General features: G+C 64.5%; 20 protein-coding genes and 2 pseudogenes. 13 read left to right on the plus strand and 9 right to left on the minus strand.

The genetic code is table 11. The annotated features are described in order from the left end of the window. Positions 1 to 1,197 (minus strand): bifunctional 2-C-methyl-D-erythritol 4-phosphate cytidylyltransferase/2-C-methyl-D-erythritol 2,4-cyclodiphosphate synthase, encoded by a 1,197-nt coding sequence (locus ACE10Z_RS24085; protein WP_375782992.1) that lies wholly within the window; start codon positions 1,195 to 1,197, stop codon positions 1 to 3. Positions 1,198 to 1,482: 285 nt separating this feature from the next. Here ACE10Z_RS24085 and dusB point away from each other — a divergent pair, with 285 nt between their 5' ends. From dusB to ntrC, 3 genes are read left to right on the plus strand one after another with little or no spacing between them, the layout of a single operon-like run. Next, positions 1,483 to 2,484: a tRNA dihydrouridine synthase DusB gene (gene dusB, locus ACE10Z_RS24090; protein WP_375782993.1), complete on the plus strand. Its 1,002-nt coding sequence runs from the start codon at positions 1,483 to 1,485 to the stop codon at positions 2,482 to 2,484. After that, positions 2,481 to 3,656 carry a nitrogen regulation protein NR(II) gene (locus ACE10Z_RS24095; RefSeq protein ID WP_176531356.1) on the plus strand — a complete coding sequence of 392 codons (1,176 nt, stop codon included), beginning with the start codon at positions 2,481 to 2,483 and terminating at the stop codon, positions 3,654 to 3,656. The genes dusB and ACE10Z_RS24095 overlap by 4 nt, the downstream gene beginning before the upstream one ends. Positions 3,657 to 3,665: 9 nt before the next feature. Beyond that, positions 3,666 to 5,108: a nitrogen regulation protein NR(I) gene (ntrC, locus tag ACE10Z_RS24100; protein ID WP_029084144.1), complete on the plus strand. Its 1,443-nt coding sequence runs from the start codon at positions 3,666 to 3,668 to the stop codon at positions 5,106 to 5,108. A gap of 68 nt (positions 5,109 to 5,176) precedes the next feature. On the opposite strand, the gene ACE10Z_RS24105 is transcribed toward ntrC, so the two are convergent. Both ACE10Z_RS24105 and ACE10Z_RS24110 read right to left on the minus strand, forming a co-directional pair. Then, entirely contained in the window at positions 5,177 to 5,941 is a 765-nt protein-coding gene (locus ACE10Z_RS24105) for a DUF5677 domain-containing protein (protein ID WP_375782994.1), read from the minus strand. Positions 5,942 to 6,085: 144 nt separating this feature from the next. Beyond that, on the minus strand, positions 6,086 to 6,814 hold the full coding sequence (locus tag ACE10Z_RS24110) for a DUF3800 domain-containing protein (protein ID WP_375782995.1): 729 nt from the start codon (positions 6,812 to 6,814) through the stop codon (positions 6,086 to 6,088). A 263-nt stretch (positions 6,815 to 7,077) separates the two neighbouring features. Between ACE10Z_RS24110 and ACE10Z_RS24115 the strand changes: the two are divergent. From ACE10Z_RS24115 to mgtE, 7 genes and pseudogenes are all read left to right on the plus strand, one after another. Continuing rightward, positions 7,078 to 7,257, plus strand: a pseudogene (locus ACE10Z_RS24115) (helix-turn-helix domain-containing protein); the annotation flags it as partial. A gap of 189 nt (positions 7,258 to 7,446) precedes the next feature. Further along, positions 7,447 to 9,915 carry an ATP-binding protein gene (locus ACE10Z_RS24120; protein ID WP_375782996.1) on the plus strand — a complete coding sequence of 823 codons (2,469 nt, stop codon included), beginning with the start codon at positions 7,447 to 7,449 and terminating at the stop codon, positions 9,913 to 9,915. A gap of 17 nt (positions 9,916 to 9,932) precedes the next feature. Then, a complete protein-coding gene (locus tag ACE10Z_RS24125; RefSeq protein WP_028331957.1) occupies positions 9,933 to 11,303 on the plus strand; it encodes a sigma-54 dependent transcriptional regulator in 1,371 nt (456 codons plus the stop codon). 371 nt (positions 11,304 to 11,674) lie between these two features. Further along, positions 11,675 to 11,923, plus strand: coding sequence for an RNA chaperone Hfq (gene hfq, locus ACE10Z_RS24130; protein ID WP_006020546.1), 249 nt, complete (start codon positions 11,675 to 11,677; stop codon positions 11,921 to 11,923). 11 nt (positions 11,924 to 11,934) lie between these two features. Beyond that, positions 11,935 to 13,329 (plus strand): GTPase HflX, encoded by a 1,395-nt coding sequence (hflX, locus tag ACE10Z_RS24135; RefSeq protein ID WP_375782997.1) that lies wholly within the window; start codon positions 11,935 to 11,937, stop codon positions 13,327 to 13,329. A gap of 43 nt (positions 13,330 to 13,372) precedes the next feature. Then, positions 13,373 to 14,548, plus strand: a complete 1,176-nt coding sequence (locus ACE10Z_RS24140) for an FAD-dependent oxidoreductase (RefSeq protein ID WP_375782998.1) — start codon at positions 13,373 to 13,375, stop codon at positions 14,546 to 14,548. A 160-nt stretch (positions 14,549 to 14,708) separates the two neighbouring features. Further along, on the plus strand, positions 14,709 to 16,079 hold the full coding sequence (gene mgtE / locus ACE10Z_RS24145) for a magnesium transporter (RefSeq protein WP_375782999.1): 1,371 nt from the start codon (positions 14,709 to 14,711) through the stop codon (positions 16,077 to 16,079). A gap of 145 nt (positions 16,080 to 16,224) precedes the next feature. On the opposite strand, the gene mazG is transcribed toward mgtE, so the two are convergent. Then, entirely contained in the window at positions 16,225 to 17,079 is an 855-nt protein-coding gene (gene mazG, locus ACE10Z_RS24150; protein WP_375783000.1) for a nucleoside triphosphate pyrophosphohydrolase, read from the minus strand. A gap of 128 nt (positions 17,080 to 17,207) precedes the next feature. On the opposite strand from mazG, the gene queC reads away from it, so the two are divergent. After that, positions 17,208 to 17,927: a 7-cyano-7-deazaguanine synthase QueC gene (gene queC, locus ACE10Z_RS24155; protein WP_375783001.1), complete on the plus strand. Its 720-nt coding sequence runs from the start codon at positions 17,208 to 17,210 to the stop codon at positions 17,925 to 17,927. Between the two features lie 331 nt (positions 17,928 to 18,258). Here queC and ACE10Z_RS24160 read toward each other — a convergent pair whose 3' ends face one another. Genes ACE10Z_RS24160 through nthA form a run of 3 tightly spaced genes read right to left on the minus strand, consistent with a single transcriptional unit; the run spans position 18,259 to position 19,921 of the window. Beyond that, positions 18,259 to 18,636: a nitrile hydratase accessory protein gene (locus ACE10Z_RS24160; RefSeq protein ID WP_375783002.1), complete on the minus strand. Its 378-nt coding sequence runs from the start codon at positions 18,634 to 18,636 to the stop codon at positions 18,259 to 18,261. Continuing rightward, on the minus strand, positions 18,636 to 19,295 hold the full coding sequence (gene nthB, locus ACE10Z_RS24165) for a nitrile hydratase subunit beta (protein ID WP_375783003.1): 660 nt from the start codon (positions 19,293 to 19,295) through the stop codon (positions 18,636 to 18,638). The genes ACE10Z_RS24160 and nthB overlap by 1 nt, the downstream gene beginning before the upstream one ends. Further along, positions 19,292 to 19,921, minus strand: a complete 630-nt coding sequence (gene nthA, locus ACE10Z_RS24170) for a nitrile hydratase subunit alpha (RefSeq protein WP_173643615.1) — start codon at positions 19,919 to 19,921, stop codon at positions 19,292 to 19,294. The genes nthB and nthA overlap by 4 nt, the downstream gene beginning before the upstream one ends. A 74-nt stretch (positions 19,922 to 19,995) precedes the next feature. On the opposite strand from nthA, the gene ACE10Z_RS24175 reads away from it, so the two are divergent. Continuing rightward, positions 19,996 to 20,802, plus strand: coding sequence for an enoyl-CoA hydratase/isomerase family protein (locus ACE10Z_RS24175; protein WP_375783004.1), 807 nt, complete (start codon positions 19,996 to 19,998; stop codon positions 20,800 to 20,802). 334 nt (positions 20,803 to 21,136) lie between these two features. On the opposite strand, the pseudogene ACE10Z_RS24180 reads toward ACE10Z_RS24175, so the two are convergent. After that, positions 21,137 to 22,252 (minus strand): annotated as a pseudogene (locus ACE10Z_RS24180) (integrase core domain-containing protein); the annotation flags it as partial. Between the two features lie 155 nt (positions 22,253 to 22,407). Continuing rightward, positions 22,408 to 23,655 (minus strand): DUF763 domain-containing protein, encoded by a 1,248-nt coding sequence (locus tag ACE10Z_RS24185; RefSeq protein ID WP_375783005.1) that lies wholly within the window; start codon positions 23,653 to 23,655, stop codon positions 22,408 to 22,410. 234 nt (positions 23,656 to 23,889) lie between these two features. On the opposite strand from ACE10Z_RS24185, the gene ACE10Z_RS24190 reads away from it, so the two are divergent. Next, positions 23,890 to 24,591, plus strand: coding sequence for a L,D-transpeptidase (locus tag ACE10Z_RS24190; protein ID WP_375783006.1), 702 nt, complete (start codon positions 23,890 to 23,892; stop codon positions 24,589 to 24,591). Positions 24,592 to 25,122 lie beyond the last annotated feature (531 nt).

The following is a 25,122-nucleotide window of genomic DNA, read 5'->3' on the forward strand; positions in this document are numbered from 1 at the left end:
TCAGGCACTCCAGCCGGTTTCATCCCAGGGGAGGCGAACCGTGGCGCTCGCGGTCGCCGCGATGCCTTCCTCGCGGCCGGTGAAGCCGAGCCGCTCGCTGGTGGTGGCCTTGACCGCCACGCGCGAGATGTGGACGCCGGAGATTTCCGCGATCTTCGCCCGCATGGTGTCGCGCAGCGGCCCGATCTTCGGCCGCTCGCAGATCAGCGTCACCTCGAGATTGGCGATCCGTCCGCCGCGCGCGGTGACGCGCTCGACGGCATATTTCAGGAACTGGTCGGAGGAGGCGCCCTTCCACTTGGCGTCGCTCGGCGGGAAGTGCGAGCCGATGTCGCCGTCGGCCAGCGCGCCGAGGATCGCGTCGACCAGCGCATGCAGCCCGACATCGCCGTCGGAATGGGCCAGGAAGCCTCTGGTGTGCGGCACGCGCACGCCGCAGATCATCACATGGTCGCCGTCGCCAAAGGCGTGCACGTCGTAACCGGTGCCGGTCCTGATGTCGCCGAGCTGGCTTGCGAGCCGCGCTTCCTCGCGCACGAAGTCTTCGGGTGTGGTGAGTTTCATGTTGGCAGCATCGCCTTCAAACGTCGCAACGGTCAATCCCGCCCATTCGGCAAGCGCGGCATCGTCGGTGAAATCGCTGCGGCCCTCGCGCGCGGCACGACGATGCGCCTCCAATATTACGTCGAAACGAAATGCCTGTGGCGTCTGCGCGATCCGCAAGCGGGCGCGCTCCGGTGTCGCCTCGACATCGCCGGTATCGCCGGTGAGCTTGATCGTGTCGGTGACGGGAATGACGGGGATCGCAGCGCCGGTCCGGCCGGCCGCGGCGATCGCGCGCGAGATCACTGCCGACGTGACGAAGGGGCGCGCGGCATCGTGGATCAAGACGATGTCGGGCTTCTCGCTCGCGAGCGCCTCGAGCCCGGCATGGACCGAGGCCTGCCGGGTCGCGCCGCCCGGCGTCGGCGATTGATGGCGCAGGCCTGCGACCGCTTCATCGAACAGCGCGGCATCGTCAGGATTGACCACCGGCTGCACCGCAAACACGTCGGGGTGTCCGGAGAACGCCTCCATGGCGCGGTAGATCACCGTCTGTCCGCCGATCGTCCGGTATTGCTTGGGCCCGCCTGCGCCGGCGCGCAGTCCACGGCCGGCTGCGACAAGGATGGCTGCGGTACGCTCAGGCTTCGGCATGTTGAACCAGTGACAAACAAATCGGGGATGAGGGGAGCGGCGGGGACCGCCGCGCACAGCCCTTAGCATGACCGCTGCGCAAAAACAGAGCGTTTGCCGATGACTGTGGGAAAAGCAGATTTTGTTGCAGTGCACTTGTACAGGTGGTAGGAATGTCTAAACCGTAGGCATGAGCCTTGACTGCACAAGAATTGTGCGCAGAATAGACGACGTCAGCTGCAATGGCGTAGCTGACAGAACGACGAGACGGCTGTGACCGGCGTGCAAAGTATTCCTCGTAACCCATTGAAGATAGGCGATATTGCTGTCGCCAACCGGGTTCTCCTCGCGCCCATGTCCGGCATCACCGACGCGCCCTTCCGGCGACTCGCTGCCAGTTTGGGTGCTGGACTGGTGGTCTCCGAGATGACCGCCAGCGACGATCTGGTGAACGGCAAGCCGATGTCGAAGCTGCGTTGTGAGGCAGCCGGGATCGGGCCGCATGTGGTCCAGCTTGCCGGCTGCCAGACCCACTGGATGGCGGAGGGCGCGCGGATCGCCGAGGGCGCCGGTGCCGACATCATCGATATCAACATGGGCTGCCCGGCGCGCCACGTGACCGGCGGCCAGTCCGGTTCGGCCCTGATGCGCGACCTCGACCACGCGGTGACGCTGATCGAGGCGACGCTGTCGGCGGTCAAGGTGCCGGTGACGCTGAAGATGCGGCTCGGCTGGGACGATCGCTCGCTCAATGCGCCCGAACTGGCGCGCCGCGCCGAGGCATCGGGCGTGCAGATGATCACCGTGCATGGCCGCACCCGCTGCCAGTTCTACAAGGGCGATGCCAACTGGAACGCCGTGCGCGCGGTCAAGGATGCCGTCACGATCCCGGTCGTGGTCAACGGCGACATCACCTCGTTCGACAAGGCGCTCGACGCGCTGGAGATGTCGGGCGCCGACGCCGTCATGATCGGACGCGGCGCGCAGGGCCAGCCCTGGCTGCCCGGCCAGATCGGCCGCCGGCTCGATACCGGGGTTGCCGAGGCTGCGCCGTCGCTCGCCGAGCAGCTCAAGCATGTTCGCGCGCTCTATGACGAGGTCTGCAGCCACTATGGCCTGCGCATCGGGCTCAGGCATGCGCGCAAGCATCTCGGCTGGGCGCTGGAGACCGCTGCGGCCTATAGCTGCGCGCCGGCGGCAACGCTGAAGACCTGGCGGCAAGCGATCCTGACCTCCGAGCAGCCGTCCAGCGTGCATCGCGCGCTCGAGGACGCTTACGACGATTTTGCCTGGAGTGCTGCCGCATGACGTCAGCCATGGAATTTCGCCGGCCCGTGCCCACCGACGGCGAGGCCATCCTCAACGCGCTGCCCAATCCGGTGCTGCTGGTCGCACCCGACGGACGGATCGTGGATGCCAACATCGCCGCAGAATCCTTCTTCGAGATCTCGACGCAGTTTTTGCGCCGGCAGTCGCTGAAGGAGCTGGTGCCGTTCGGCAGCCCGCTGCTCGCGCTGATCGAGCAGGTGCGGGCGAGCGGCTCGCCGGTCAATGAATACAAGGTCGATCTCGGCACGCCGCGGATCGGAGGCGATCGCCAGGTCGACCTGCACGTCGCGCCGCTGACCGAGCGCCCCGGGCATATCGTGGTGATGCTGCAGGAGCGCACCATCGCCGACAAGATGGACCGCCAGCTCACCCATCGCAGCGCGGCGCGCTCGGTGATCGCGCTGGCCGCGATGCTCGCCCATGAGATCAAGAACCCGCTGTCGGGCATCCGCGGCGCCGCGCAGCTGCTGGAGCAGCAGGCGTCCTCAGAGGATCGGCTGCTGACGCGGCTGATCTGCGACGAGGCCGACCGCATCGTGACGCTGGTCGATCGCATGGAAGTGTTCGGCGACGACCGTCCGGTGGCGCGCGGGCCGGTCAACATCCATTCCGTGCTCGACCATGTGAAGCGGCTGGCGCAATCCGGCTTCGCCCGCAACGTCCGCTTCATCGAGGACTATGATCCGTCGCTGCCGCCGGTGCTCGCCAACCAGGACCAGCTGATCCAGGTGTTCCTCAACCTCGTGAAGAACGCGGCCGAAGCGGTCGCCGATCTCGGCACCGATGCCGAGATTCACCTCACCACGGCGTTCCGGCCAGGGGTGCGGCTGTCGGTGCCCGGCAAGAAATCGCGGGTCTCGCTGCCGCTGGAATTCTGCGTCAAGGACAATGGCTCAGGGGTGCCGGAAGACCTGCTGCCGAACCTGTTCGATCCCTTCGTCACCACCAAGCAGACCGGCAGCGGGCTCGGCCTAGCGCTGGTCGCCAAGATCGTCGGCGATCACGGCGGCATCATCGAATGCGAGTCGCAGCCGCGCAAGACCACCTTCCGCGTGCTGATGCCGATGTACAGCGCCGCCAAGCAACACGATCACAGCAACCGCGATGACGTTCCGGGTACGTCCTCGCCTGCCTCTCAGGGCGCACGATGAGGAACAACAATGCCTGCAGGTAGCATACTTGTCGCTGACGACGACACCGCCATCCGGACCGTCCTGAACCAGGCGCTGTCGCGCGCCGGCTACGAGGTGCGCCTGACCGGCAACGCCGCCACGCTGTGGCGCTGGGTCAGCCAGGGCGAGGGCGATCTCGTCATCACCGACGTGGTGATGCCCGACGAGAACGCGTTCGATCTGCTGCCGCGGATCAAGAAGATGCGGCCGAACCTGCCGGTCATCGTGATGAGCGCGCAGAACACCTTCATGACCGCGATCCGCGCTTCCGAGCGCGGCGCCTACGAATATCTGCCGAAGCCGTTCGACCTGAAGGAACTGATCACCATCGTCGGCCGCGCGCTGGCCGAGCCGAAGGAGCGGGTTTCCAGTCCCGCCGATGACGGCGAGTTCGACTCGATTCCGCTGGTCGGCCGCTCGCCGGCGATGCAGGAGATTTACCGCGTTCTGGCGCGGTTGATGCAGACCGACCTCACCGTGATGATCTCGGGCGAGTCGGGCACCGGCAAGGAGCTGGTCGCGCGCGCGCTGCATGACTATGGCCGGCGCCGCAATGGCCCGTTCGTCGCGGTCAACATGGCGGCGATCCCGCGCGACCTGATCGAATCCGAATTGTTCGGCCATGAGCGCGGCGCGTTCACCGGCGCCAACACCCGCGCCTCCGGCCGCTTCGAGCAGGCCGAGGGCGGCACGCTGTTCCTCGACGAGATCGGCGACATGCCGATGGAGGCGCAGACCCGTCTGCTCCGGGTGCTGCAGCAGGGCGAATACACCACCGTCGGCGGCCGCACCCCGATCAAGACCGACGTGCGCATCGTCGCGGCCTCCAACAAGGATCTGCGCATCCTGATCCAGCAGGGCCTGTTCCGCGAAGATCTGTTCTTCCGCCTCAACGTGGTGCCGTTGCGGCTGCCGCCGCTGCGCGAGCGGATCGAGGATCTGCCCGACCTGATCCGGCACTTTTTCTCGCTCGCCGAGAAGGACGGCCTGCCGCCGAAGAAGCTCGACACCCAGGCGCTGGAGCGGCTGAAGCAGCACCGCTGGCCGGGTAACGTTCGCGAGCTGGAAAACCTCGCCCGGCGGCTCGCCGCGCTCTATCCGCAGGACGTCATCACCGCCTCGGTCATCGACGGCGAGCTGGCGCCGCCGGCGGTCACCTCGGGCAGCACCGCGACCGTCGGCGTCGACAATCTCGGCGGGGCGGTGGAGGCGTATCTGTCCTCGCACTTCTCCGGGTTCCCGAACGGCGTTCCGCCGCCGGGCCTCTACCACCGGATCCTCAAGGAGATCGAGATTCCGCTGCTGACCGCCGCGCTGGCGGCGACCCGCGGCAACCAGATCCGGGCCGCCGACCTGCTCGGATTGAACCGCAACACGCTGCGCAAGAAGATCCGCGACCTCGACATCCAGGTCTACCGGAGCGGGGGCTAGGGGCTGACGGGGCGGGGCGCAAGCCTCGCTACCCTCAGTTCGGTGCAGCGGTTCTGCTTCGGCATCGACTAATCTAGCTTGTTGGTGCCCTTCGAAGCGTTCGACAGGGCAGATTGCCGACCCGCCAGAGCATTTAGCCGCGCTCCGCCCGCCGTGCCTCCCAACAGTTGATTGGCACCAACACAGACGCCCAGACAGGCCATAGCCAAGTACTCATAAGTTTCGATGGTCTCGCCCGGGCGGACAACAGGTTCGGTATCGAAGCCTGGCCCCTCAGGATGATCGGCTACGACATATCGACTGAGTGCCGACACTGATGGGTGAGCAGCGTCGGACGAGAGCTGCGCATAGAATATGTAGGTCTTACGAAAGTCTTCGCGGATTCCCGCGACGCCTCTCGGGTTCAACGTCTTGGTCGTGGACCCATCTTTGTTGAGCTTGCGCATGAACGCCCGGAGGCGATCCTCGACCTCTCCATCAAGCGCGACATCCATCTCAAAGAACGATTGACCGGTTAACCGTCTGTGGGTCAGCTCGTCGTCTTGCATCTGCTTGACGAATTCGTCGCCATGCTCAGCAAGCCCCACAGTCCAGTAGAGATTTTCGAGACAGCACCGCGTGATGGTTCGAGCCTCAACGATCAAACTGGCATCCAGCAGAATGAGGGCCCCCTTCAGATTTGAAACACACCGAGCGAGCAAGGCCAGCGCAAGGAATTGCGGGTCGGCAAAGCCCTTTGGTGTGATCTTGACGTCGGCGGTCGCGAAGATACCCATCGCGCACGTCTCGATCTCAGAGCAAAGAGACCGCCAATCCGCGATCAGAGGGGACATGTCTTCGTCTCTAAGGTTTTTTGGGGGTCTACAGAACCGATTCTATCGTGTCAGTTCGGCACGATATCAGCCCGTGCTGGGGTGCGGTTAGTCCGAAGCGGTTCGCCGAGACCCAATTGAGGGGAGAAGACGGGTAAGGCAGCGTCAGCGTGTAAGGGAATTCTGCAGGGCCGACCTGAAGAACGCCTCGTCATATACGGAGTGGAGTCGCTTGATTTCGCGTTTTGCTCCCCACGGTAACGCGATTTGCTTCACTCCGTTCTCGTTCCCATCTTCGTACCATTTTCTTACCCACCAAGCCCAAAGGTCGGCGGCCTGCAGCGGCATACACTTTTCGTCATCTCGGTAAGTCGGATTGCGCCCCATCAACCTCCCGACTTCTGACCTGAGTGACGCGCGAAAGCGATCCCAATGCGGTGATAATTTCTTTTCTTCGGCCTCATTGTCGAAAACAAAGTCGACGGGCCCCTTTAAGCCCATTTTCTCCTGCGTAAGGGCCAAATTTTCGACGATCTGCCTGGCGGCGTAGAGGTATGGATTTTTCAACGCCCTGATATCGAGCCCGGGCGAAGGCGGGACAAACTCATCAACGAACCGTACCAGTGCCGCTGTATCAAAAACACATGAGATCGCGGCCAAGATATCGTGCTCTTCGATAGTTCTGTAGAAATAGGCGACAAATTCCAGCTGCTGCGCCATCTCGTTCATCTTAAATCGACGCAACCGCCTTTGACCGAGTTTTTCCTTCCAAGCTTCAGAAAATTTTGCCCATTCGCCGGCCCGTGCGACGTATCCCGCAACGACTAAGACGTTCGGGTCTCCCTTACCACTTGCGTCCACAAATGCTTGAAGTGGGTCGTCGGCGGAGATCACGGCACTCTATCCCCTCACTTGAAAGTACCAGATAGGCGTATCGGCATAGATCGCAACATCGAGCTAGGTCGGGGTCAAGAAGGCTTACCCATGACTTTCAGACCGGATGATGGAATTCCCGGCAAACTGGAGGTCTCCTGCGAGAACGGGCACACTGGACTCAGCATTGAGATGGCCTCCGCGGAGGCCAGTTTAACGGCGGCATCCGTGTCGGTCACAAACCCGTGCCCGCTTTGGGCGGCAAGCTGGGCGCTTCCGTCGCGCCGCCGCCGGGCCTCTACCACCGCATCCTCAAGGAGATCGAGATACCGCTCCTGACCGCTGCACTGGCGGCGACCCGCGGCAACCAGATCCGGGCCGCCGACCTGCTCGGATTGAACCGCAACACGCTGCGCAAGAAGGTCCGCGACCTCGATATCCAGGTCTACCGGAGCGGGGGCTAGGGCTGACGGGGCGGGGCGCAAGCCTCGCTTGAAGCCTCGCTATCGTTTTTGAGTAGTCACAAATGGTTTTGAGGACACGGCGCCGCACCAAGGTTTGCGCCGCGGAAATGTCGCAATTCGGCAACATTGTGATATGATTGCATCAGTTCGCAATTCCCGCGGGCGATCGCACTCAGCTCAATTGCCGGTATGACCAGCGCAGAGACCACCGCTTCAACGTTACACGCGCCCCCGGCCGAGCCCAATGCAGAGGCGCGGGGCTTCCCGCTGCGGCGCTGGCTGGCGCCGTTCGCCGTGGCGATCGCGCTGCTGTCGGCCTTCCTGACCTTCGTGGTGCTGACCGGCCTGACCCCCATCGAGCCGACGTCCGAGGTCGTCCGCTCCTTCCTGATGATCAACGCCGCCACGATCCTTCTGCTGGTCGGCATCATCGTCCGGGAAGTCTGGCAGATGGTGCAGGCCAGGCGGCGGGGGCGGGCGGCGGCACGGCTGCATGTGCAGATCGTCGGCCTGTTCTCGGTGATCGCGGTGCTGCCCGCCGTGCTGGTGTCGATCGTTGCCAACGTCACCATCGAGCGCGGCCTCGACCGGCTGTTCTCGGGCCCCACCAAGCAGGTGATCCAGAACTCGCTGACGATTGCCAGCGCCTACATGCAGGAGCACGCACAACTCATCAACGGCGACACCCTGGCGATGGCCAACGACCTCGCCCATGCGCGGCCGCTCTACGACCAGGATCGCATGACGTTCCTGCAGCTGATGACGGCCGGCGCCGAGTCCCGCAACCTGCCGGTCGCGGTGCTGATGGACAAGGACGGCAAGATCGTCGCCAGCGCCGAAACCGGCGTCCGCCTGAACTATGAAGCGCCGCCGCCGGACATCCTCAAGGACATCAACGAAACCGAGCCGAAGATCTCGGTCTTTCCCGAAAACTACGTCGCCTCCGTGGTCCGCCTGCGGGCCTATGACGACATGTTCCTGTACGTGGCGCGCCTGCTCGATCCGGCTGTGGTTGCCCAGCTCAAGCAGACCCAGACCAGCGCGGCCGAATACGCCCAGCTCGAGACCCGCAGGCTCGGCATCCAGGTGGCGTTCGCGCTGATGTTCGCGGTGATCGCGCTGACCATCCTGATGGCCTCGGTGCTGATCGGCCTCAACTTCGCCAACGGGCTGGTCTCGCCGATCCGCCAGCTGATGGGCGCGGCGAGCGAGGTCTCGACCGGCAACCTCAATGTCCAGGTGCCGGTCAACAAATCGGCAAGCGACCTCGCACTGCTCGGCGAGATCTTCAACAAGATGACCCAGGAGCTGCGCACCCAGCGCAACGAACTGGTCGATGCCAGCGAGACCATCGACAGCCGCCGCCGCTTCATCGAAGCGGTGCTGTCGTCGGCCAGCGCCGGCATCATCGGCGTCGACGCCTCAGGCACCATCGGCGTCCTCAACCGCTCGGCCGAGAAATTGATCGGGCATGCCGAATCGGAGACGCTCGGCCATCCGCTCTCGGACGTGCTGCCCGAGCTCGACGAGATGATGAAGACGGCGCGCGAGGGCACGCAGCGCCTGGTGCAGGGGCAGGTCACGATCCTGCGCGACGGCAATGAGCGCAATCTGTCGGTTCGCGTCTCCGCCGAGCAGACCAGCCAGTCGCGCGACAGCTACATCATCACCCTCGACGACATCACCGAATTGGTCTCCGCGCAGCGTACCTCGGCCTGGGGCGACGTCGCCCGCCGCATCGCCCACGAGATCAAGAACCCGCTGACCCCGATCCAGCTCTCGGCCGAGCGCATTCGCCGCAAGTTCGGCAAGACCATCACCGAGGAGAAGGACAAGTCGATCTTCGAGCAGTGCACCGACACCATCGTGCGCCAGGTCGACGACATCAGGCGGATGGTCGACGAGTTCTCGCGCTTTGCGCGGATGCCGAAGCCCGTGATGGAAGGCGAGGACGTCGCCGACGTGGTGCGGCAGGCGGTGTTCCTGATGAAGGTCGCGCATCCCGATCTCGACATCGAGGCGGACATCAAGCAGTCGCCGCTGCCCGCACAGTTCGACCGCCGGCTGATCTCGCAGGCGCTGACCAACATCATCAAGAATGCCACCGAGGCGATCGAGCAGGTCCCGCGCGAGGAACTCGGCAAGGGCCGCATCGACGTCGTGGCGCAGCGCGAGGATGACGACATCCTGATCGATGTCGTCGACAACGGCATCGGCCTGCCCAAGGTCGCCCGTGCGCGCCTGCTCGAGCCCTATGTCACGACGCGGGCGAAGGGCACGGGGCTCGGCCTTGCGATCGTCGGCCGCGTTCTGGAGGACCATGGCGGCCGCATCGAGCTCAAGGATGCGTCCGATTTCCGCGAGGGCCAGCGCGGTGCCTGGATGCGGTTGCGCTTTTCCGTCACGGGCCAGGCGGCCAAGCCCGAGAACAAGCCGGAGAACAAGGAACAAAAGCCGGACGGGAAATCATCCGGCCCCGACAGCGAAAAAAATCCGCCGCAAGAGCCGACCAACGGCCCGGCACAGGCGACCAACAATGAACCAAAAATCCAAGAACAGATCCAAAAACCCGATCAGCAAGAACCAAATAACCAAGAGCCAAATGCGCAAGAGCCAAGAAGCCAAGAACCAAGAATCAAAGCCGCGACGGGCGACTGACAACGCAGGTGTAACCCATGGCAAGTGACATTCTGATTGTCGACGACGAAGCTGACATTCGCGACCTCGTTGCGGGTATCCTGGACGATGAGGGGTTCTCCACGCGCACCGCGCGCGACAGCGATTCGGCGCTTGCCGAGATCGCCAACCGCCGCCCGAACCTGGTCTTCCTCGACATCTGGCTGCAGGGCTCCAAGCTCGACGGCCTGCAGCTGCTCGAGCAGATCAAGAAGGACAATGCCGATCTGCCGGTCGTGATGATCTCCGGCCACGGCAACATCGAAACCGCCGTCGCGGCGATCAAGCGCGGCGCCTATGACTTCATCGAGAAGCCGTTCAAGTCGGACCGGCTGATCCTGGTCGCGACGCGGGCGCTGGAGACCTCGCGGCTCAAGCGCGAGGTCAAGGAGCTCAAGCAGCTGGCGCCGGCAGCCAGCGTCCTGACCGGCCGCTCGGCCTGCATGAACCAGCTGCGCCAGACCATCGACCGCGCCGCCAAGGCCAACAGCCGCATCCTGATCGTCGGCCCCTCCGGCGCCGGCAAGGAACTCGCCGCGCGCACGCTGCATCACGCCTCCGGACGCGCCGAGGGGCCGTTCGTGGTGATCAATGCGGCCGCGATCACGCCGGAGCGCATGGAGATCGAGCTGTTCGGCATCGAGGGATCGAACGGCGAGCAGCAGCGCAAGGCCGGCGCGCTCGAGGAGGCGCATGGCGGCACGCTGTTCATCGACGAGATCGCGGACATGCCGCGCGAGACCCAGAACAAGATCCTGCGCGTGCTGGTCGATCAGACCTTCCAGCGTCAGGGCGGCACCGGCAAGGTCCATGTCGACGTCCGCATCATCTCCTCGACCGCGCGCAACCTCGAGGAGGAGATCGCGGCGGGCCGTTTCCGCGAGGATCTCTATCATCGCCTCTCGGTGGTGCCGATCCGGGTGCCGCCGCTGTCGGAGCGCCGTGAGGACATCCCCGAACTGATCGACTATTTCATGGATCAGATCTCGGCGGCCACCGGCCTGCCGAAGCGGCAGATCGGCCAGGATGCGATGGCCGTGCTGCAGTCGCATGTCTGGCCCGGCAACGTCCGCCAGCTCCGCAACAACGTCGAACGCGTGATGATCCTGGCCGGCGGCGGCCCGGAGGCGATCATCACCGCCGACATGCTGCCGCAGGACGTCGGCTCCATGGTGCCGGCGATGCCGACCTCCAACAATGGCGAGCACATCATGGGGCTGCCGCTGCGCGAGGCGCGCGAAGTGTTCGAGCGCGATTATCTGATCGCCCAGATCAGCCGCTTCTCCGGCAACATCTCGCGCACCGCGGAGTTCGTCGGCATGGAGCGCTCGGCGCTGCATCGCAAGCTGAAGGCGCTCGGGGTCGGCTGACCCCGATACGGCTGGCCGGCAAATGCCGGCGGCTTGGCGCGAAGTCCCGGCGGTCACCCGCCGGGGAAGCAGGGCCAGGCTCGGGACGTGGTGGGCCGGCGCGCGAGGCGAGGGCAGGGCCGGCACAACCGGGGATTTATCCACTCTCCACGAGAATATTCGTCTCTTTCCCTGCGCTTTCTTAGAATTGCCACCGTGTTCCTACCGACTGCTGCGCGAACCGGCTTGCCTAAAAACCGCGCGTAGCCTCTAATCCTACCGCTACGCCTGCCAGAGGGGGATCTCAGGGCAGGCGGGCAGCCGGAGGAGGCTCCGTCAGAGAGCCGCAACCGGTTCAATAAAAAGAAGCACAAGCTTGCGGGACAAAAACAATGGCGGCAGACCGCGCACAAAATCTACAAGACACCTTCCTTAATCACGTTCGTAAAACAAAAACGCCACTGACGATATTTCTGGTCAACGGGGTAAAGCTGCAAGGCATTGTCACATGGTTCGACAATTTCTGCTTGCTGCTGCGGCGCGATGGTCACTCGCAGCTTGTCTACAAGCACGCGATCTCGACCATCATGCCCGGCGCTCCGATTCAGCTGTTCGAAGGTGGTGAGGACGCACCGGCTTGAGAGTGAACTGATTGGAACCCTTCAATCGTGAAGGGGGCGCCGACCGGACCAAGTCTAGGCCCGGGTCGGCGGGGGAGCTGAGCACCGGGCGGGTGATCGTCATCGGCCCGTACCTGCGCATGCGCCGTGGCGACGGCGATGCGCAAACGGATTCCTCTGTCCGCGACTATGAAGCGCGGATCGAGGAAGCCGCCGGCCTCGCCGGTGCGATCGACCTCACCGTGGTGGAATCCGTCGTCGCGCCGATCAGCCAGATCCGGCCCGCGACCTATCTCGGCAAGGGCAAGGTCGAGGAGATCAACGGCCTCGTCGCCGGCGACAAGGTCGAGCTCGTGGTGATGGATTGCGCGTTGTCGCCGATTCAGCAGCGCAATCTCGAGAAGGCCTGGAGCACCAAGGTGCTCGACCGCACCGGCCTGATCCTGGAAATCTTCGGCCGCCGCGCCAAGACCAAGGAAGGCGCGCTGCAGGTCGAGCTTGCCCATCTCAATTACCAGCGCAGCCGCCTGGTGCGGTCGTGGACCCATCTCGAGCGCCAGCGCGGCGGCTTCGGCTTCATGGGCGGCCCCGGCGAGACCCAGATCGAGGCCGACCGCCGCCTGATCGGCGACCGCATCACGCGGCTTGAGAACGAGCTGAAGAAGGTGCAGGCGACGCGGCGATTGCATCGCGCCGGACGCCAGCGCGTACCGTACCGCGTGGTGGCGCTGGTCGGCTACACCAATGCCGGCAAATCGACCCTGTTCAATCGCCTGACGCGCGCCGACGTGCAGGCCGCCGACATGCTGTTTGCGACGCTCGACCCGACCCTGCGTGCGCTCAACCTGCCGCATGGCGGCAAGGCGATGCTGTCGGACACGGTCGGCTTCATCTCCAATCTGCCGACCCAGCTGGTGGCCGCGTTCCGCGCCACGCTGGAGGAGGTGCTGGAAGCCGACATCATTCTGCATGTCCGCGACATCTCGCACGAGGATGCGGAGGCGCAGGAGCGCGACGTCGAGGCGGTGCTGCACCAGCTCGGGATCGATCCGGACGCCGACGGCGGCCAGCGCATCATCGAGGTCTGGAACAAGATCGATCGCTTCGATCCCGAGGAGCGGGACAATCTGCGCAACATCGCCGCGCGGCGGCCGCCGGAGCGGCCGTGCTTCCTGGTCTCGGCCGTGACCGGCGAGGGGATCGAGGAGCTCTTGACCGCGATCGAGGATCGCCTCGCGGCCAAGCGCATCACGCTCAATCTTTCGATCGATGCCTCCGACGGCGCCGGCATCAGCTGGCTGCATCGCAATGCCGAGGTCCTGAACAAGGAGCTCAATGGCGAGCGCTTCGACATGACGGTGCGGGTCGACGAGACCAAGCGCGACATCGTCATGTCACGATTCGATGCTCTGCCGCACGGGACGTAACGTCCGGACATCCGCGGCGGCAAGGGGGATCGAAGTGGGATCGATGTTCAACCGTCGAACATTTCTCGGCGGCGGCATGGCGAGCGCTGCGCTCGCGGGCATTTCAACGCGTGGGGTCGCCGACAATGCTGCCTTCGTCGACGCACCCGCGCTCCGGCCGGTTCTTGCGCGTCCGGACCGCATGTTTCGTGTCACCGTATGCCTGCGTCCGTTCCGCGCTGCCGGTCCGCGCATCGAAGCGGAATGGATCGACAGCAAATATGTCGTCCACAATTACGGACATGGCGGCAGCGGCTGGTCGCTGTCCTGGGGCGCCGCGCAGGAGGCCGTGCCGCTCGCCCTGCAATTGAGCGCGCGCAACATCGCCGTCCTCGGCGCCGGTGCGATCGGTCTGACGACGGCGATCACCGCGCAGCGGATGGGCGCGACCGTCACGATCTACGCCAAGGAGCGCTTTCCGCAGGTGCGCTCGGCACGTGCGACCGGGGACTGGTCGCCGGATTCGCGGATCGCGATGGAAGCAGACGTCGCGCCGGACTTTGCCGACCGCTGGGAGCGGATGGCGCGCACGACCTTTGCCACCCATCAAAGCTATCTCGGCCTTGCCGGCAATCCGATCGAATGGACGGATCGCTATCTGCTCTCCGACGATGCGCCCGATGCCGACGGCCGTCCGCACAGGCGCCAGCATGCCGCGGGCGATGGCCAGAAGAAATTCCTCGAATTGCGCGGCCGGATCAGGTCGCTCACGCCGCGATGGGACTTGCTGGCCGCCGAATCGAATCCGTTTCCCGCGCCATACGCCTGGAAAAGCGCTTCGCTCACCTACAACGTCACCGATCTCTACCGTCAGCTCGAAGCGGAGTTTCAGGGTGCCGGAGGGCGCTTCATGCCGATCGAGCTGCACGCGCCGTCCGATCTGTCGAAGCTCCGCGAAACCGTCATTGTCAACTGCACCGGCTACGGCGCCCGTGCGTTGTTTCGTGACGAGAGCATCGTTCCGGTGCGCGGCCAGATCGCCTGGCTCATTCCACAGCCGGATGTCAATTACGGCGTCTTCTACCGTAACCTCAGCGTCCTCGGCGGGCGCGACGGCATCGTCGTCCAGCCGGTCGGCGAGAACGACTATTTCGGCTTCAACGACGACAACGAAACGCCGGACCTCGCCGCCGCGCGCCAGGCGGTGGAAGACGCCGCGAGACTGTTCAGCCGGGCCTGATCGCCCCTCCGGCACGGCACCGCGCAATCTCCCAAAATGTGACGGCGCCGTGACGCGATCTCACTCGACCGCGCCTGCGACGTGCCGCCGCACTTTCTGTTTGAAATCTGCGCTGCCTTGGTTCATTGCGCTCTGCTGGACGTAAAGCCGAGGGCGATCGATGCAGGACACCAGCCAAACCATCACCCACGACACGCTCGCCGGCCAGAACGGGGATCTCGCGCATGTGCGGGCGCCCGAGATCGTCGATGCCCTCAATGCACGGGAGCCGGCGGATGCGGCGAAGCTGCTGCAATCGCTGCCGGCCGAGAAGGCGATCGAGGTGCTCGACCTGCCTGGGCTCGACAACACCTGCGAGATCCTGGCCGAGCTGCCGAAGAACGCGGCGGTGTCGCTGCTGTCCGGCGTCTCCGACGACCGTGCCGCCGACATCTTCAAGGAACTGGTCGAGCCGCTGCGCACCACGCTGCTGAACGGCCTTAATCCGGATACTCGTAACGTCATCTCCGGGCTGCTGGCCTATCCCGAGCGCAGTGCCGGCAGCATCATGACGACCGAATTCGTCAGCGTGCCCTCGAACTGGACCATCGCCGAGGTCCTGCATCATATCCGGATGGTCGAGCGCACCCGCGAGACCGTCTACTCGATCTTCGTGATCGACCCGGTCAAGAAGACCCTGATCCAGGCGGTGCCGCTGCGCCGCCTGATCTCGGCCGATCCGCATGCCAATGTGCTGACCGCGGCACCGGCGCGGAAGCCGCTGATGATCTCGCCGGAGGCCGACCGCATGGAGGCGGCGCGGCTGATCTCGCGCTACGATCTGCTCGCCGTCGCGGTCGTCGACGGCCCCGGCCACATCCTCGGCATCGTCACGGTCGACGACGTCATCGACGCCATCGTCGAGGAATCGACCGAGGACGCCCAGAAGTTCGGCGGCATGGAAGCGATCGACGAGCCTTATCTGCGGATCGGCTTCCTCGAAATGATCAAGAAGCGCGGCGGCTGGCTGTGCGCACTGTTCCTGTCGGAAATGCTGACCGCAACCGCGATGCAGTCGTACCAGAGCGAACTCGAGAAGGCGATCGTCCTGACGCTGTTCATCCCGCTGATCATGAGCTCCGGCGGCAATTCCGGCTCCCAGGCCACCTCGCTCCTGATCCGATCGCTGGCGCTGCACGAGGTTCGGCTGCGCGACTGGTGGCGCGTTGCCATGCGCGAACTGCCGACCGGTATCGTGCTGGGCTCCATCCTGGGCTTGATCGGCATCGTCAGGATCACGGTCTGGCAGACCCTCGGCCTGTTCGACTACGGCCCGCATTGGGTGCTGGTGGCCATCACCGTCGGCGCCGCGCTGGTCGGCATCGTCACCTTCGGCTCGCTGTCCGGATCGATGCTGCCGTTCATCCTCAAGCGTATCGGCTTCGATCCGGCGAGCGCGTCCGCGCCGTTCGTCGCGACGCTGGTCGACGTCACCGGCCTCGTGATCTATTTCGGCGTCGCGGCGGTCATCCTGCACGGCACGCTGCTGTAGAGAATTTGCGGGCAGGGTCGCTACGCCACATCCATAAATTCACTGTCGTCCCGGCGAAAGCCAGGACCATAACCACCGGCCTCGTTGTTGAGGACAGTCGCAGTGCCGCATGAGTGCGGTACCGGCACCGTCAGTCACCCATAGATCACGCGGTATGGGTCCCTGCTTTCGCAGGGACGACAGCAGTGACGGCGGTCTTCGCTTCGTTCCACAGCGCGTCCATTTCCTCAAGTGTAGCGTTGTCGAGCGAGCGGCCCTTCGCGGCGAGCGCCTGCTCGATATAGGCAAAGCGTCGCTCGAACTTGGCGTTGGTCGCGCGCAGCGCGGTTTCCGGATCGGCGTCGACGTGGCGGGCGAGGTTGACGAGCGCGAACATCAGGTCTCCGGTCTCTTCCGCGACTTCGTCCTTGTCGTTGCGGTCAAGCGCGGCCTCGATCTCGTCGGCTTCCTCGCGAATCTTGGCGAGCACGGCGCGCGGGTCGTTCCAGTCGAAGCCGACCGTGGACGCCTTACGCTGCAGCTCCATCGCGCGCGTCAAGGCGGGGAGGCCGGCCTTCACACTGGCAAGCAAGGAGTTGTGCGCGGTCTCCTCCGGCTGCCGCCGCGCGGCGCGCTCGGCCTTCTCCTCCGCCTTGATGCGCTCCCAGGCGCTCTTGACGCCGGCGGGCTGGATATTGCCGTCCTTGTCGGCAAAGACGTGCGGATGACGGCGGATCATCTTCTTCGTGATCGCCTCGACCACGTCTCCGAACGCAAAGGCGTTCTGCTCCTCGGCCATCCTGGCGTGATAGACCACCTGCAGCAGCAGGTCGCCGAGCTCCTCGCGCAAATCATCGAGATCGCCGCGCGTGATCGCATCGGCGACCTCATAGGCCTCTTCGATCGTGTAAGGCGCGATGGTCTCGAAATTCTGCACGAGGTCCCATGGGCAGCCGGTCACCGGCGTTCTCAGCGCGGCCATGATCTCGATCAGGCGGGAAATGTCGCGGGAAGGGGTCATGGGACACCGGCATCAGGGAGGTCCTGGCTTTATGCCAAAACACCCCTCCCGATCCCAGCAAAACACGCCGGAAACGCGGCGCTGTCCACGGATTGGCCGCGGCGCCGTCAGGTGCTAAATCGCGTCTCATGACCGATCAGAACAATTCCGACACCGCGCTGGTGCTGTTTTCCGGCGGCCAGGATTCCACCACCTGTCTGGCCTGGGCGTTGGACCGCTTCGCGCGCGTCGAAATGCTCGGCTTCACCTACGGCCAGCGCCATGCGATCGAGCTCGACTGCCGCGACCGCCTGCTGGACGGCATCCGGGCTGTGCGGCCGGACTGGGCAGCAAAGCTCGGCGACAGCCACACCCTGGCGATCCCGACGCTGTCGGAGATTTCCGACACCGCGCTGACCCGCGACGTCGCCATCGAAATGGGCGCCGACGGATTGCCCAACACCTTCGTGCCCGGCCGCAACCTCGTGTTCCTCACCTTCGCCGGGGCGTTGGCCTATCGGCGCGGCATCCGCCACATCATCGGCGGCATGTGCGAGACCGACTATTCCGGCTATCCAGACTGCCGCGACGAGACCATCAAGGCGCTGCAATCCGCGCTCAGCCTCGGCATGGCCAGGGACTTCGAGCTGCACACGCCGCTGATGTGGCTCGATAAGGCCGCCACCTGGCGGCTCGCGCACGAGCTTGGCGGGGCAGGGCTGGTCGACCTGATCCGCGAGCACTCGCACACCTGCTACCTCGGCGAACGCGGCGCGCAGCACGATTGGGGTTACGGCTGCGGCGAATGCCCGGCCTGCAGCCTGCGGGCCAAGGGCTGGCGGGAGTATGTCGCGCAGGGCGGCCCGTAACCTTGGGCGGATAGCCGTCCGCAGGGGCGCACTGCCAAAATATCGAAAACAACCCCATGCAAAGGAGTCGGCGGTCGCCGCCGTTCGACACGGCAACTTGACACGTCGGGCAACTCAGCGGTAACCTTCTATTATTCCGAAATTGTGTAAGGCGCCAAGACGACGGTGTGTGAGGCGCCCACACTGTCATCGCCCGGCTCGACCGGGCGATCCAGTACGCCGCGGCTTCTCGGCTCAAACACTGGCGTCTCTGGAATACTGGATCACCCGCTTTCGCGGGTGATGACACCGAACAAGCTGTTGAGCGAGCGTCGATGCGAAGAGCCTGCCGCTACTCGAAATCCGCCGCCGTCAGCACGATCGGCTGGCCGTGCGGGGTGCGGTCGGCGGCGTGGTCCCAGGCATCGCGGTAGCGGTGCAGCGCGTCCTTCGTCGTGACGCCCTTGGCGGCCACGAGGTGTTCGAGCGTCGCAAGCCAATGCTGGTAATAGGTCTCGCCGGTGTCGGGATCGCCGGCTGCCTGCGCGCGCTTGATCTGATCGGCAAGCGCCGCCGCCCATTCGGTCCAGGTGAACACGCCGCGGTCATGCAGCGTCAACGCCATGGCGAACGCCTGCGCCTCCCACGGTGCACGGAACACCGGGCCGTCCTGATCGCGGGGAATGCTGGACACGGCGCTGGTCGCGCGCGCGGCGGCGCCGGTATCCATCAGACCGCCTCCAGATACGGCTCGAACGCGTCGATCGAGACCTTGATGGTCGGATCGGAGTCCGGTCCCCACAATTCGCGTCCATCGAACACGACGGTGTACAGCCATTGCGGATGCTCGCCGGCATCATTGGCCACCGTATCGGGAAACACGTGACAGCCGTGATCGCGCTCGACCACTCCGACATGACCGCGAACGTAGCGCGGCAGCCGCGTGTGCGTGGCGGGATGGATGTTCTTCGCCCGCACCCGATCGCCGGCCTTGAATTTCGCCGGCGCCGGTGCGGCGCGGCCGAACTTGCCGCGCACCATGATGCGCTCGACATCGGCCATGGAGAATTTGCCGTGCTTGAGCGATTTCGCCGGCGCGACGGAATGTCCGGCTGCGACGTCGTCCTTGGAGATATAGCCCTTGTCGAGCAGCAGGGCCTCGAGCCCGAGCAGCCATTTCCTGTAGTAGGAACTCGACAGATAGACCTGCGGGGGCAGGGTCTCGCGATAGAAGCGCGATGCGTCGATGTTGAACGCACCCGCCGCGCCCATCGCGCGGACCATGGCGAGCACCCGCGATTCCCATTCCTGATGGAACATCGGCTCGTTGGGCTCGGGCTCGACCTTGCCGAACCCGTCCATGCCGCCCATGTCGTGGACCCCGTTCACGACGGTGCTCCCGGGGTTTTCGGGAATCCGGTGCCGATCATGGAATCGCGCGTCACGAGGTCGGCGAGCTGCTCTTCACTCCACCCCTCGGTGCCCGCGGGCCGCATCGGCAGCACCAGGAAGCGTGTTTCAGCCGTCGAGTCCCAGACCCGGATTTCCGTCTCCTTCGGCAGGCTGACGCCGAAATCGGCGAGCACGCCGCGCGGATCCTTGACCGCACGCGAGCGATACGGCGAGGCCTTGTACCAGACCGGCGGCAGGCCGAGCATCTCCCAGGGGTAACAGGAGCACAAAGTGCAGACGACCATGTTGTGGCGGCCAGGCGTGTTCTCGATCGCGACCAGATGGTCGCCGACCCGGCTGACATGGCCGAGGGTGCCGACCGCCTTGCTGGCGTCTTCGAGCAGCGCCTTCTTGAAGGCGGGATCGGTCCAGGCCTTGGCGACGACCCGGGCGCCGTTATGCGGGCCGATCTTCGTCTCATAGGCCTGCACGATGGCGTCGAGCGCGGCAGCCTCGACATAGCCCTTTTCGGTCAGGATCGATTCCAGCGCGCGGACGCGCAGCTCGGTCTCCGACAGTTCGGAATGGTCGTGATCGTGGTGGTGATGATCATGTTCGCTCATGCCTACAGAATAGGCGAAATGGCCATGCTATGTCGAGGCAAGCAGTACACAACAATGCGAGCAGGGAGGTATGCGTGGTTGACGATGTGACGATCGAGAAGGGCCTCGGACCGGAGGGACGCATCGCCGTGGTGCGGTTCGACCGTGGCGACGGTATCAACGCGCTGTCGCCGGAGGCGCTGCGGCAGCTGACCGATGCGGCGCGCAGCTTCGAGGACGATGGCGAAACCTCGGTGGTGGTGCTCACCGGCGGCGCCAAATCGTTCAGCGCCGGCTTCGACCTCAAGGATGCCGAGGGGCGCTCGAGGCAGACCATGGATATGGGCACGCTGCGCCGTCACCTGAAGCTCGGGCCGCGGCTGACGCGCGCCTGGCAGGAGATGGAGCAAGTCACGATCGGCGCGATCGAGGGCTTTTGCGTCGGCGGCGGCGTGGCGCTCGCGGTCGCGCTGGATTTCCGCATCATGGCGCGCGATGCGCATCTGCGCGTGCCGGAGATCGCGCTCGGCATGAACATGAGCTGGCAGAGCGTGCCGCGCATGCTGCATTTGATGGGGCCGGCGCGCACCAAGCAGGCCGTGATCCTGGCCGACGACCGGATCTCGGCCGACGAGGCTTACGAATGGGGCCTGGTGGAGCAGGTGGTTGATTCGGGCAAATCCTACGAGGCCGCGATGGCGTTCGCGGCCAAGGTCGCCGCGCAGCCGCCGATTTCGGTGGCGATGACCAAGCTGACGGTCAACCGGCTGGCGCATGCGCTCGACGATCTCGCCAGCCACATGGATCTCGACCAGTTCGCGCTGGCGAGCCTGACCGACGACCATAAGGAAGGCGTCGCGGCGTTCCTCGGACGGCGCAAGCCGCGCTTCAGGGGACGCTGACAGGTACGCCTAGAGAGGGATGAGTTTTGGTTGAATCGGCTTGCCGCGCTTTCGGTTCACCTCTCCCCGTGGGGAGAGGTCGGATTGCGAAGCAATCCGGGTGAGGGCTCTTGCTCTCTCGATAGACCGTAACCCCTCACCCGATTTGCTGCGCATGAGCAACCGGCAACATGGGTAACAGTTCAGACCGACGACATGGGTAACACAATTCTCGTTTCGTTCAGGTCTGTTGTTGTTGAGGCTGTGGACCCTGAGGGCAACGCGCAGCGTTGTCCTCAAGTCCACAGCCTCTTGCTTTGCGTCTCGGCCTGCGGAGTTGGTCACCGCGGCGAGCGATCGTGCCGAGCACGATCGGGCCATAGCTGACGGTCCAGCCGTCTTGGTCCTCGGCCAGGCCGACGGGCTCACCGATCAGCGCTTCGCTGATGTAGATCGTGTTGCCCAGCCACTTGATCTCTCCGTTCTGCCGGACCGAGCGGACCTCCTGATCGTCAGCGTATTCCGGCTCGCGCAAGACACCGTGGAAGCGGCGCGAGGAGGCTTGGTAACGGTCGGCTGGCGTGGCGTTGTCGAGCGATTGGTGCGGACGTTCTTGGTTGTAGAGATGCTGGAAGCTGTGCAAGCGCTTGAGCTGCTCGCGCATGGTGGGAGCCGGCGGACTGGCAACGTCTTGCAGCAGGGTCAGATGCATGCGTTCATGGCGGCCGTTCTGCTGAGGTTTGCCCGGTGCAATGCGCTCTGGCGTCACGCCGGCTTTGATCAGCTTGACCGACAGCCGCGACAATCCTCCGGCGCCGCGCGAGGCAAACGGCGAGCCGTTGTCCGAGCGCATGTAATGCGGCAACCCAAACTCGCGGAACGCCGCGTCCAGCACCGGCCAGACATGATCCGTGTCGGTGCGCGCCAGAACCTGGCAGCGCAGCAGGTAGCGGCTGTAGGCATCGGTGATCGTCAGCGGCTCGCAGCGCATGCCGTCCCCGGTCAGGAACCAGCCCTTGAAGTCGATGCACCAGGTATCGTTGGCTGCATCGCAACCGGCAAAGGGCGCGCTCGAGGGCGGGCTACGCCGGCGCAGCTTGCGCTTCACCGTCAGGCCCTCACGATCGAACAGCTCGCCGATCGTGCTTGCCGCAGGCCATGCCGTCCGAGGTGACTTCCGTTCAAGAAAGGCCAGCACCTTGATCGGCCCCCAGGTCGGATGCGCCCGACGCACCTCAAGGCAGCGCTCGGCGATCTCCTCCGCAACGCTTTGCGGACGATGCAGAGGAGCTCGCGGACGATCGAACAGTCCGGCCGCGCCTTCTTCCTCGAACCGTGCAAGCCATTTGTAGCCCACCCGACGGCTCACTCCGAACCGCCGACACACCGCCGCAAATGACTCCTCGTGCTTTTGCGCCGCAACCACAAACCGCATCCGCTCATCCACAGCACAGGTCTCCATCCACCCCATCGGCAAGCTCCTCCTTGCCGATCAGTTGACCTGTTACCCATGTCGCCGGTCTATTCTGTTACCTATGTAGCCGGTTAGGACCCGCAAATCGACCTCTCCCAACGGGAGAGGTGAACGTTCGACGCCGTTCCAGTTCAGCCTAATCTCATCATGCTTTAGCGTTTGGTGATGCGGTCGCGGCCGGCGAGGTCGGCCTCCCAGCCGAACACCGAGCGGCCGTCGAGGTCAGGCGAGCGCGCGCGCTCGTTGGCGACGTAAGCATCGAAGGACGGCCCGGTTGCGGTCAGCTCGAGCCTGCGGGCCTGGTCATCCAGCCGCTTCAGCGCCTGCAGCTCCTCGTCGCGGCCGAGCTTCGCCTGCTGCACCGCCGATTTCAGCACGCCGATGGTCTCGTCATAGACCTTGATCGGCACTGGAAACGGATGCCGGTCCTTGCCGCCATGCGCGAGCGAGAAACGTGCCGGATCGCGGAAACGGTACGGCGTCCCGTGGACGACCTCGGCGACCATGGCGAGCGACTCCACGGTGCGGGCGCCGACGCCGGGCGTGAGCAGCAGTTCGGGGAAATCCAGCGGCCCGCGTTCCGCTGCGGCGGCGAGGGTGCCGTGCAGGCGGCGGATGAAGACATCGCTCGAGCGCACATCGTGATGCGCAGGCATGATCAGGTGCAAAAGATCGCCCTGCGCCGCCACCTTCTCGGTCAGCTCGGCATATTCACGCGCGACGCCATCCGGGCCGAGCGCAGCAAGCAGATCGAGCTGAGCCTGGCGCGAGGCGTCGGCGCGGTGGTCGGTGAGATTGACGATCTCGCCCTGCGATGGACCGTCGATCGCGCTGTGCGGCTCGTCGACGAAGCTGCGCAGCCCCTCGGAATGCCAGTGGTAGCGTCGGGCCTGCCGCTTGTGATCGTTCATGCCTTGCTGGACCACGGTCCATTTGCCGTCCGTGGTGACGAAGAAGCCGTGCAGATAGAGCTCGAAACCGTCCTGAACCGCGGCGCTGTCGACCTTGGCGACCAGACGGCTGGCGCGGGTGAGGGCAACGCCGTCGAAGCCGGTCCGGTCGCCCAACGCCGACAATTCGTCCGGTGTGCGCCGCGAATGCTTGCCGCGGCCGCCGCAAACGTAGATGCCGAGCTCGTCCTGCAGCGGCGCGAGCCCGCGCTTGAGCGCGCCGATGACGCTCGTGGTGATGCCCGACGAATGCCAGTCCATGCCCATCACGGCGCCGAACGACTGGAACCAGAACGGATGCGAGAGCCGCTGCAGGAACGCGTCACGGCCGTAATGATGGACCACGGCCTGGGTGATGATGGCACCCAGCGTCGTCATGCGCTCCGCCAGCCATGGCGGCACACGGCCACCATGGAGAGGCAGATCGGCGCTGCCGGTACGTCGGGCCATCGGTCTCCAAGCCTCGAACTGGTGTCGTTGAGTCGGGGCAGACTATCAGGCAAAGCCTTCGGGGGTTGTTGAATCCCCGCATAAGACCGACACACAGAACGGAATTCCTTAGCTTTTTCTTGAAAGTTTCCCTTCATAAAAAAGCGCGAAATCCTCCATAAGGGTGTCGTAACGGGGTGGTTCCCCGACATAAGATTGTCGTGCCTTCTGGAAAAGCTCGGAAAACCCGAAATCATGATCATGGACCGTGGAATTGCCGGCGCGATGGGCAAGGGCGCTCTGTCCAGGCCTCGTTCGCCGTGTCTCAACCGCCGGGCGTTTCTATTCGGCTCCGCTGCCGGTCTTGCAGCACTGGGCCTGGCCGGTTGTGCATCCGACTACATGAGCCTGGCCGAGGCTGAGAAAGTCTACGGGCCCGTACCTGACGAGAAATTCCCGATCCCTGCGGTCGATGTAAGCAAGGTCAAACCGCAATATTTTCGCAAGACAGTGCGCTACGACAGCGACGAGGCACCCGGTACGATCATCATCGATCCGAGCAAGTACTATGTTTACCGCATCGAAGGTGAGGGAAACGCGACCCGCTATGGCGCCAATGTCGGCCGCGATGGATTCCGGTGGAGCGGGGAGGCTTATGTCGGGCGCAAAGCCGAATGGCCTATCTGGACGCCACCCAAGGAGATGATCGCGCGCCAGCCGGAGGCAGGCAAATATGCTCGCGGCATGCCGGGAGGTCTCGACAATCCACTCGGTGCCCGCGTGCTCTACCTCTATCAAAACGGGGCGTACACACTTTACACGATCTATAGCACCAGCGACCCCGAAACGATCGGGAACGGCATTACGAGCGGCTGTACCGGCCTCCTCAGCCAGGACATGATCGACCTCTATTCGCGAACGCCGCTCAAAACGAAGGTGATCGTGCTCCCGGCCTAGGCAACGGCAGGCCGAGGATGCGCTCGCATCCGAGCAGGCGGCCGTTCACCGCGATCCGGCTGTTCGCGCAGATGCTTGGTGAAAGCCTTCTGCAAATCTTTCGATTGCGCCGCCTTCGCCATCTTCGGCAGCGTCTTCACCTGCGGCTATGACCGACACCGGCGTGTCGCAGACGTCGCAAGGATATCGCCCAACTCCGTGGCCAGGGCAAATCCTACGAGGCCGCAATGGCGTTCGCGGCCAAGGTCGCCGCGCAGCCTCCGATTTCGGTGGCGATGACCAGGCTGACGGTCAAGCCGCGCTTCAGGGGGCGCTGACAGGTGTCGCAGCCGAGCTTCGCCCGTCGCTCAACGCGAGTATCCAAAACGAGCCACACTTCAAGATTTTCTTTTGGGATACGCGAGTTTGTCCTGTCGCGCCATTTACGCGGGAACAAAGCCGCCGTATTCGTTCAGCAGAGGTGGCTTGGGGATTTGGGAGTGGTTGGCGCGAGTAGGGGCGTTTTCGTGATCCCGAATTTGGATTCGAGAT

The sequence above is a fragment of the Bradyrhizobium sp. Pha-3 genome, assembly GCF_042258615.1.
Classification (GTDB): Bacteria; Pseudomonadota; Alphaproteobacteria; order Rhizobiales; family Xanthobacteraceae; genus Bradyrhizobium.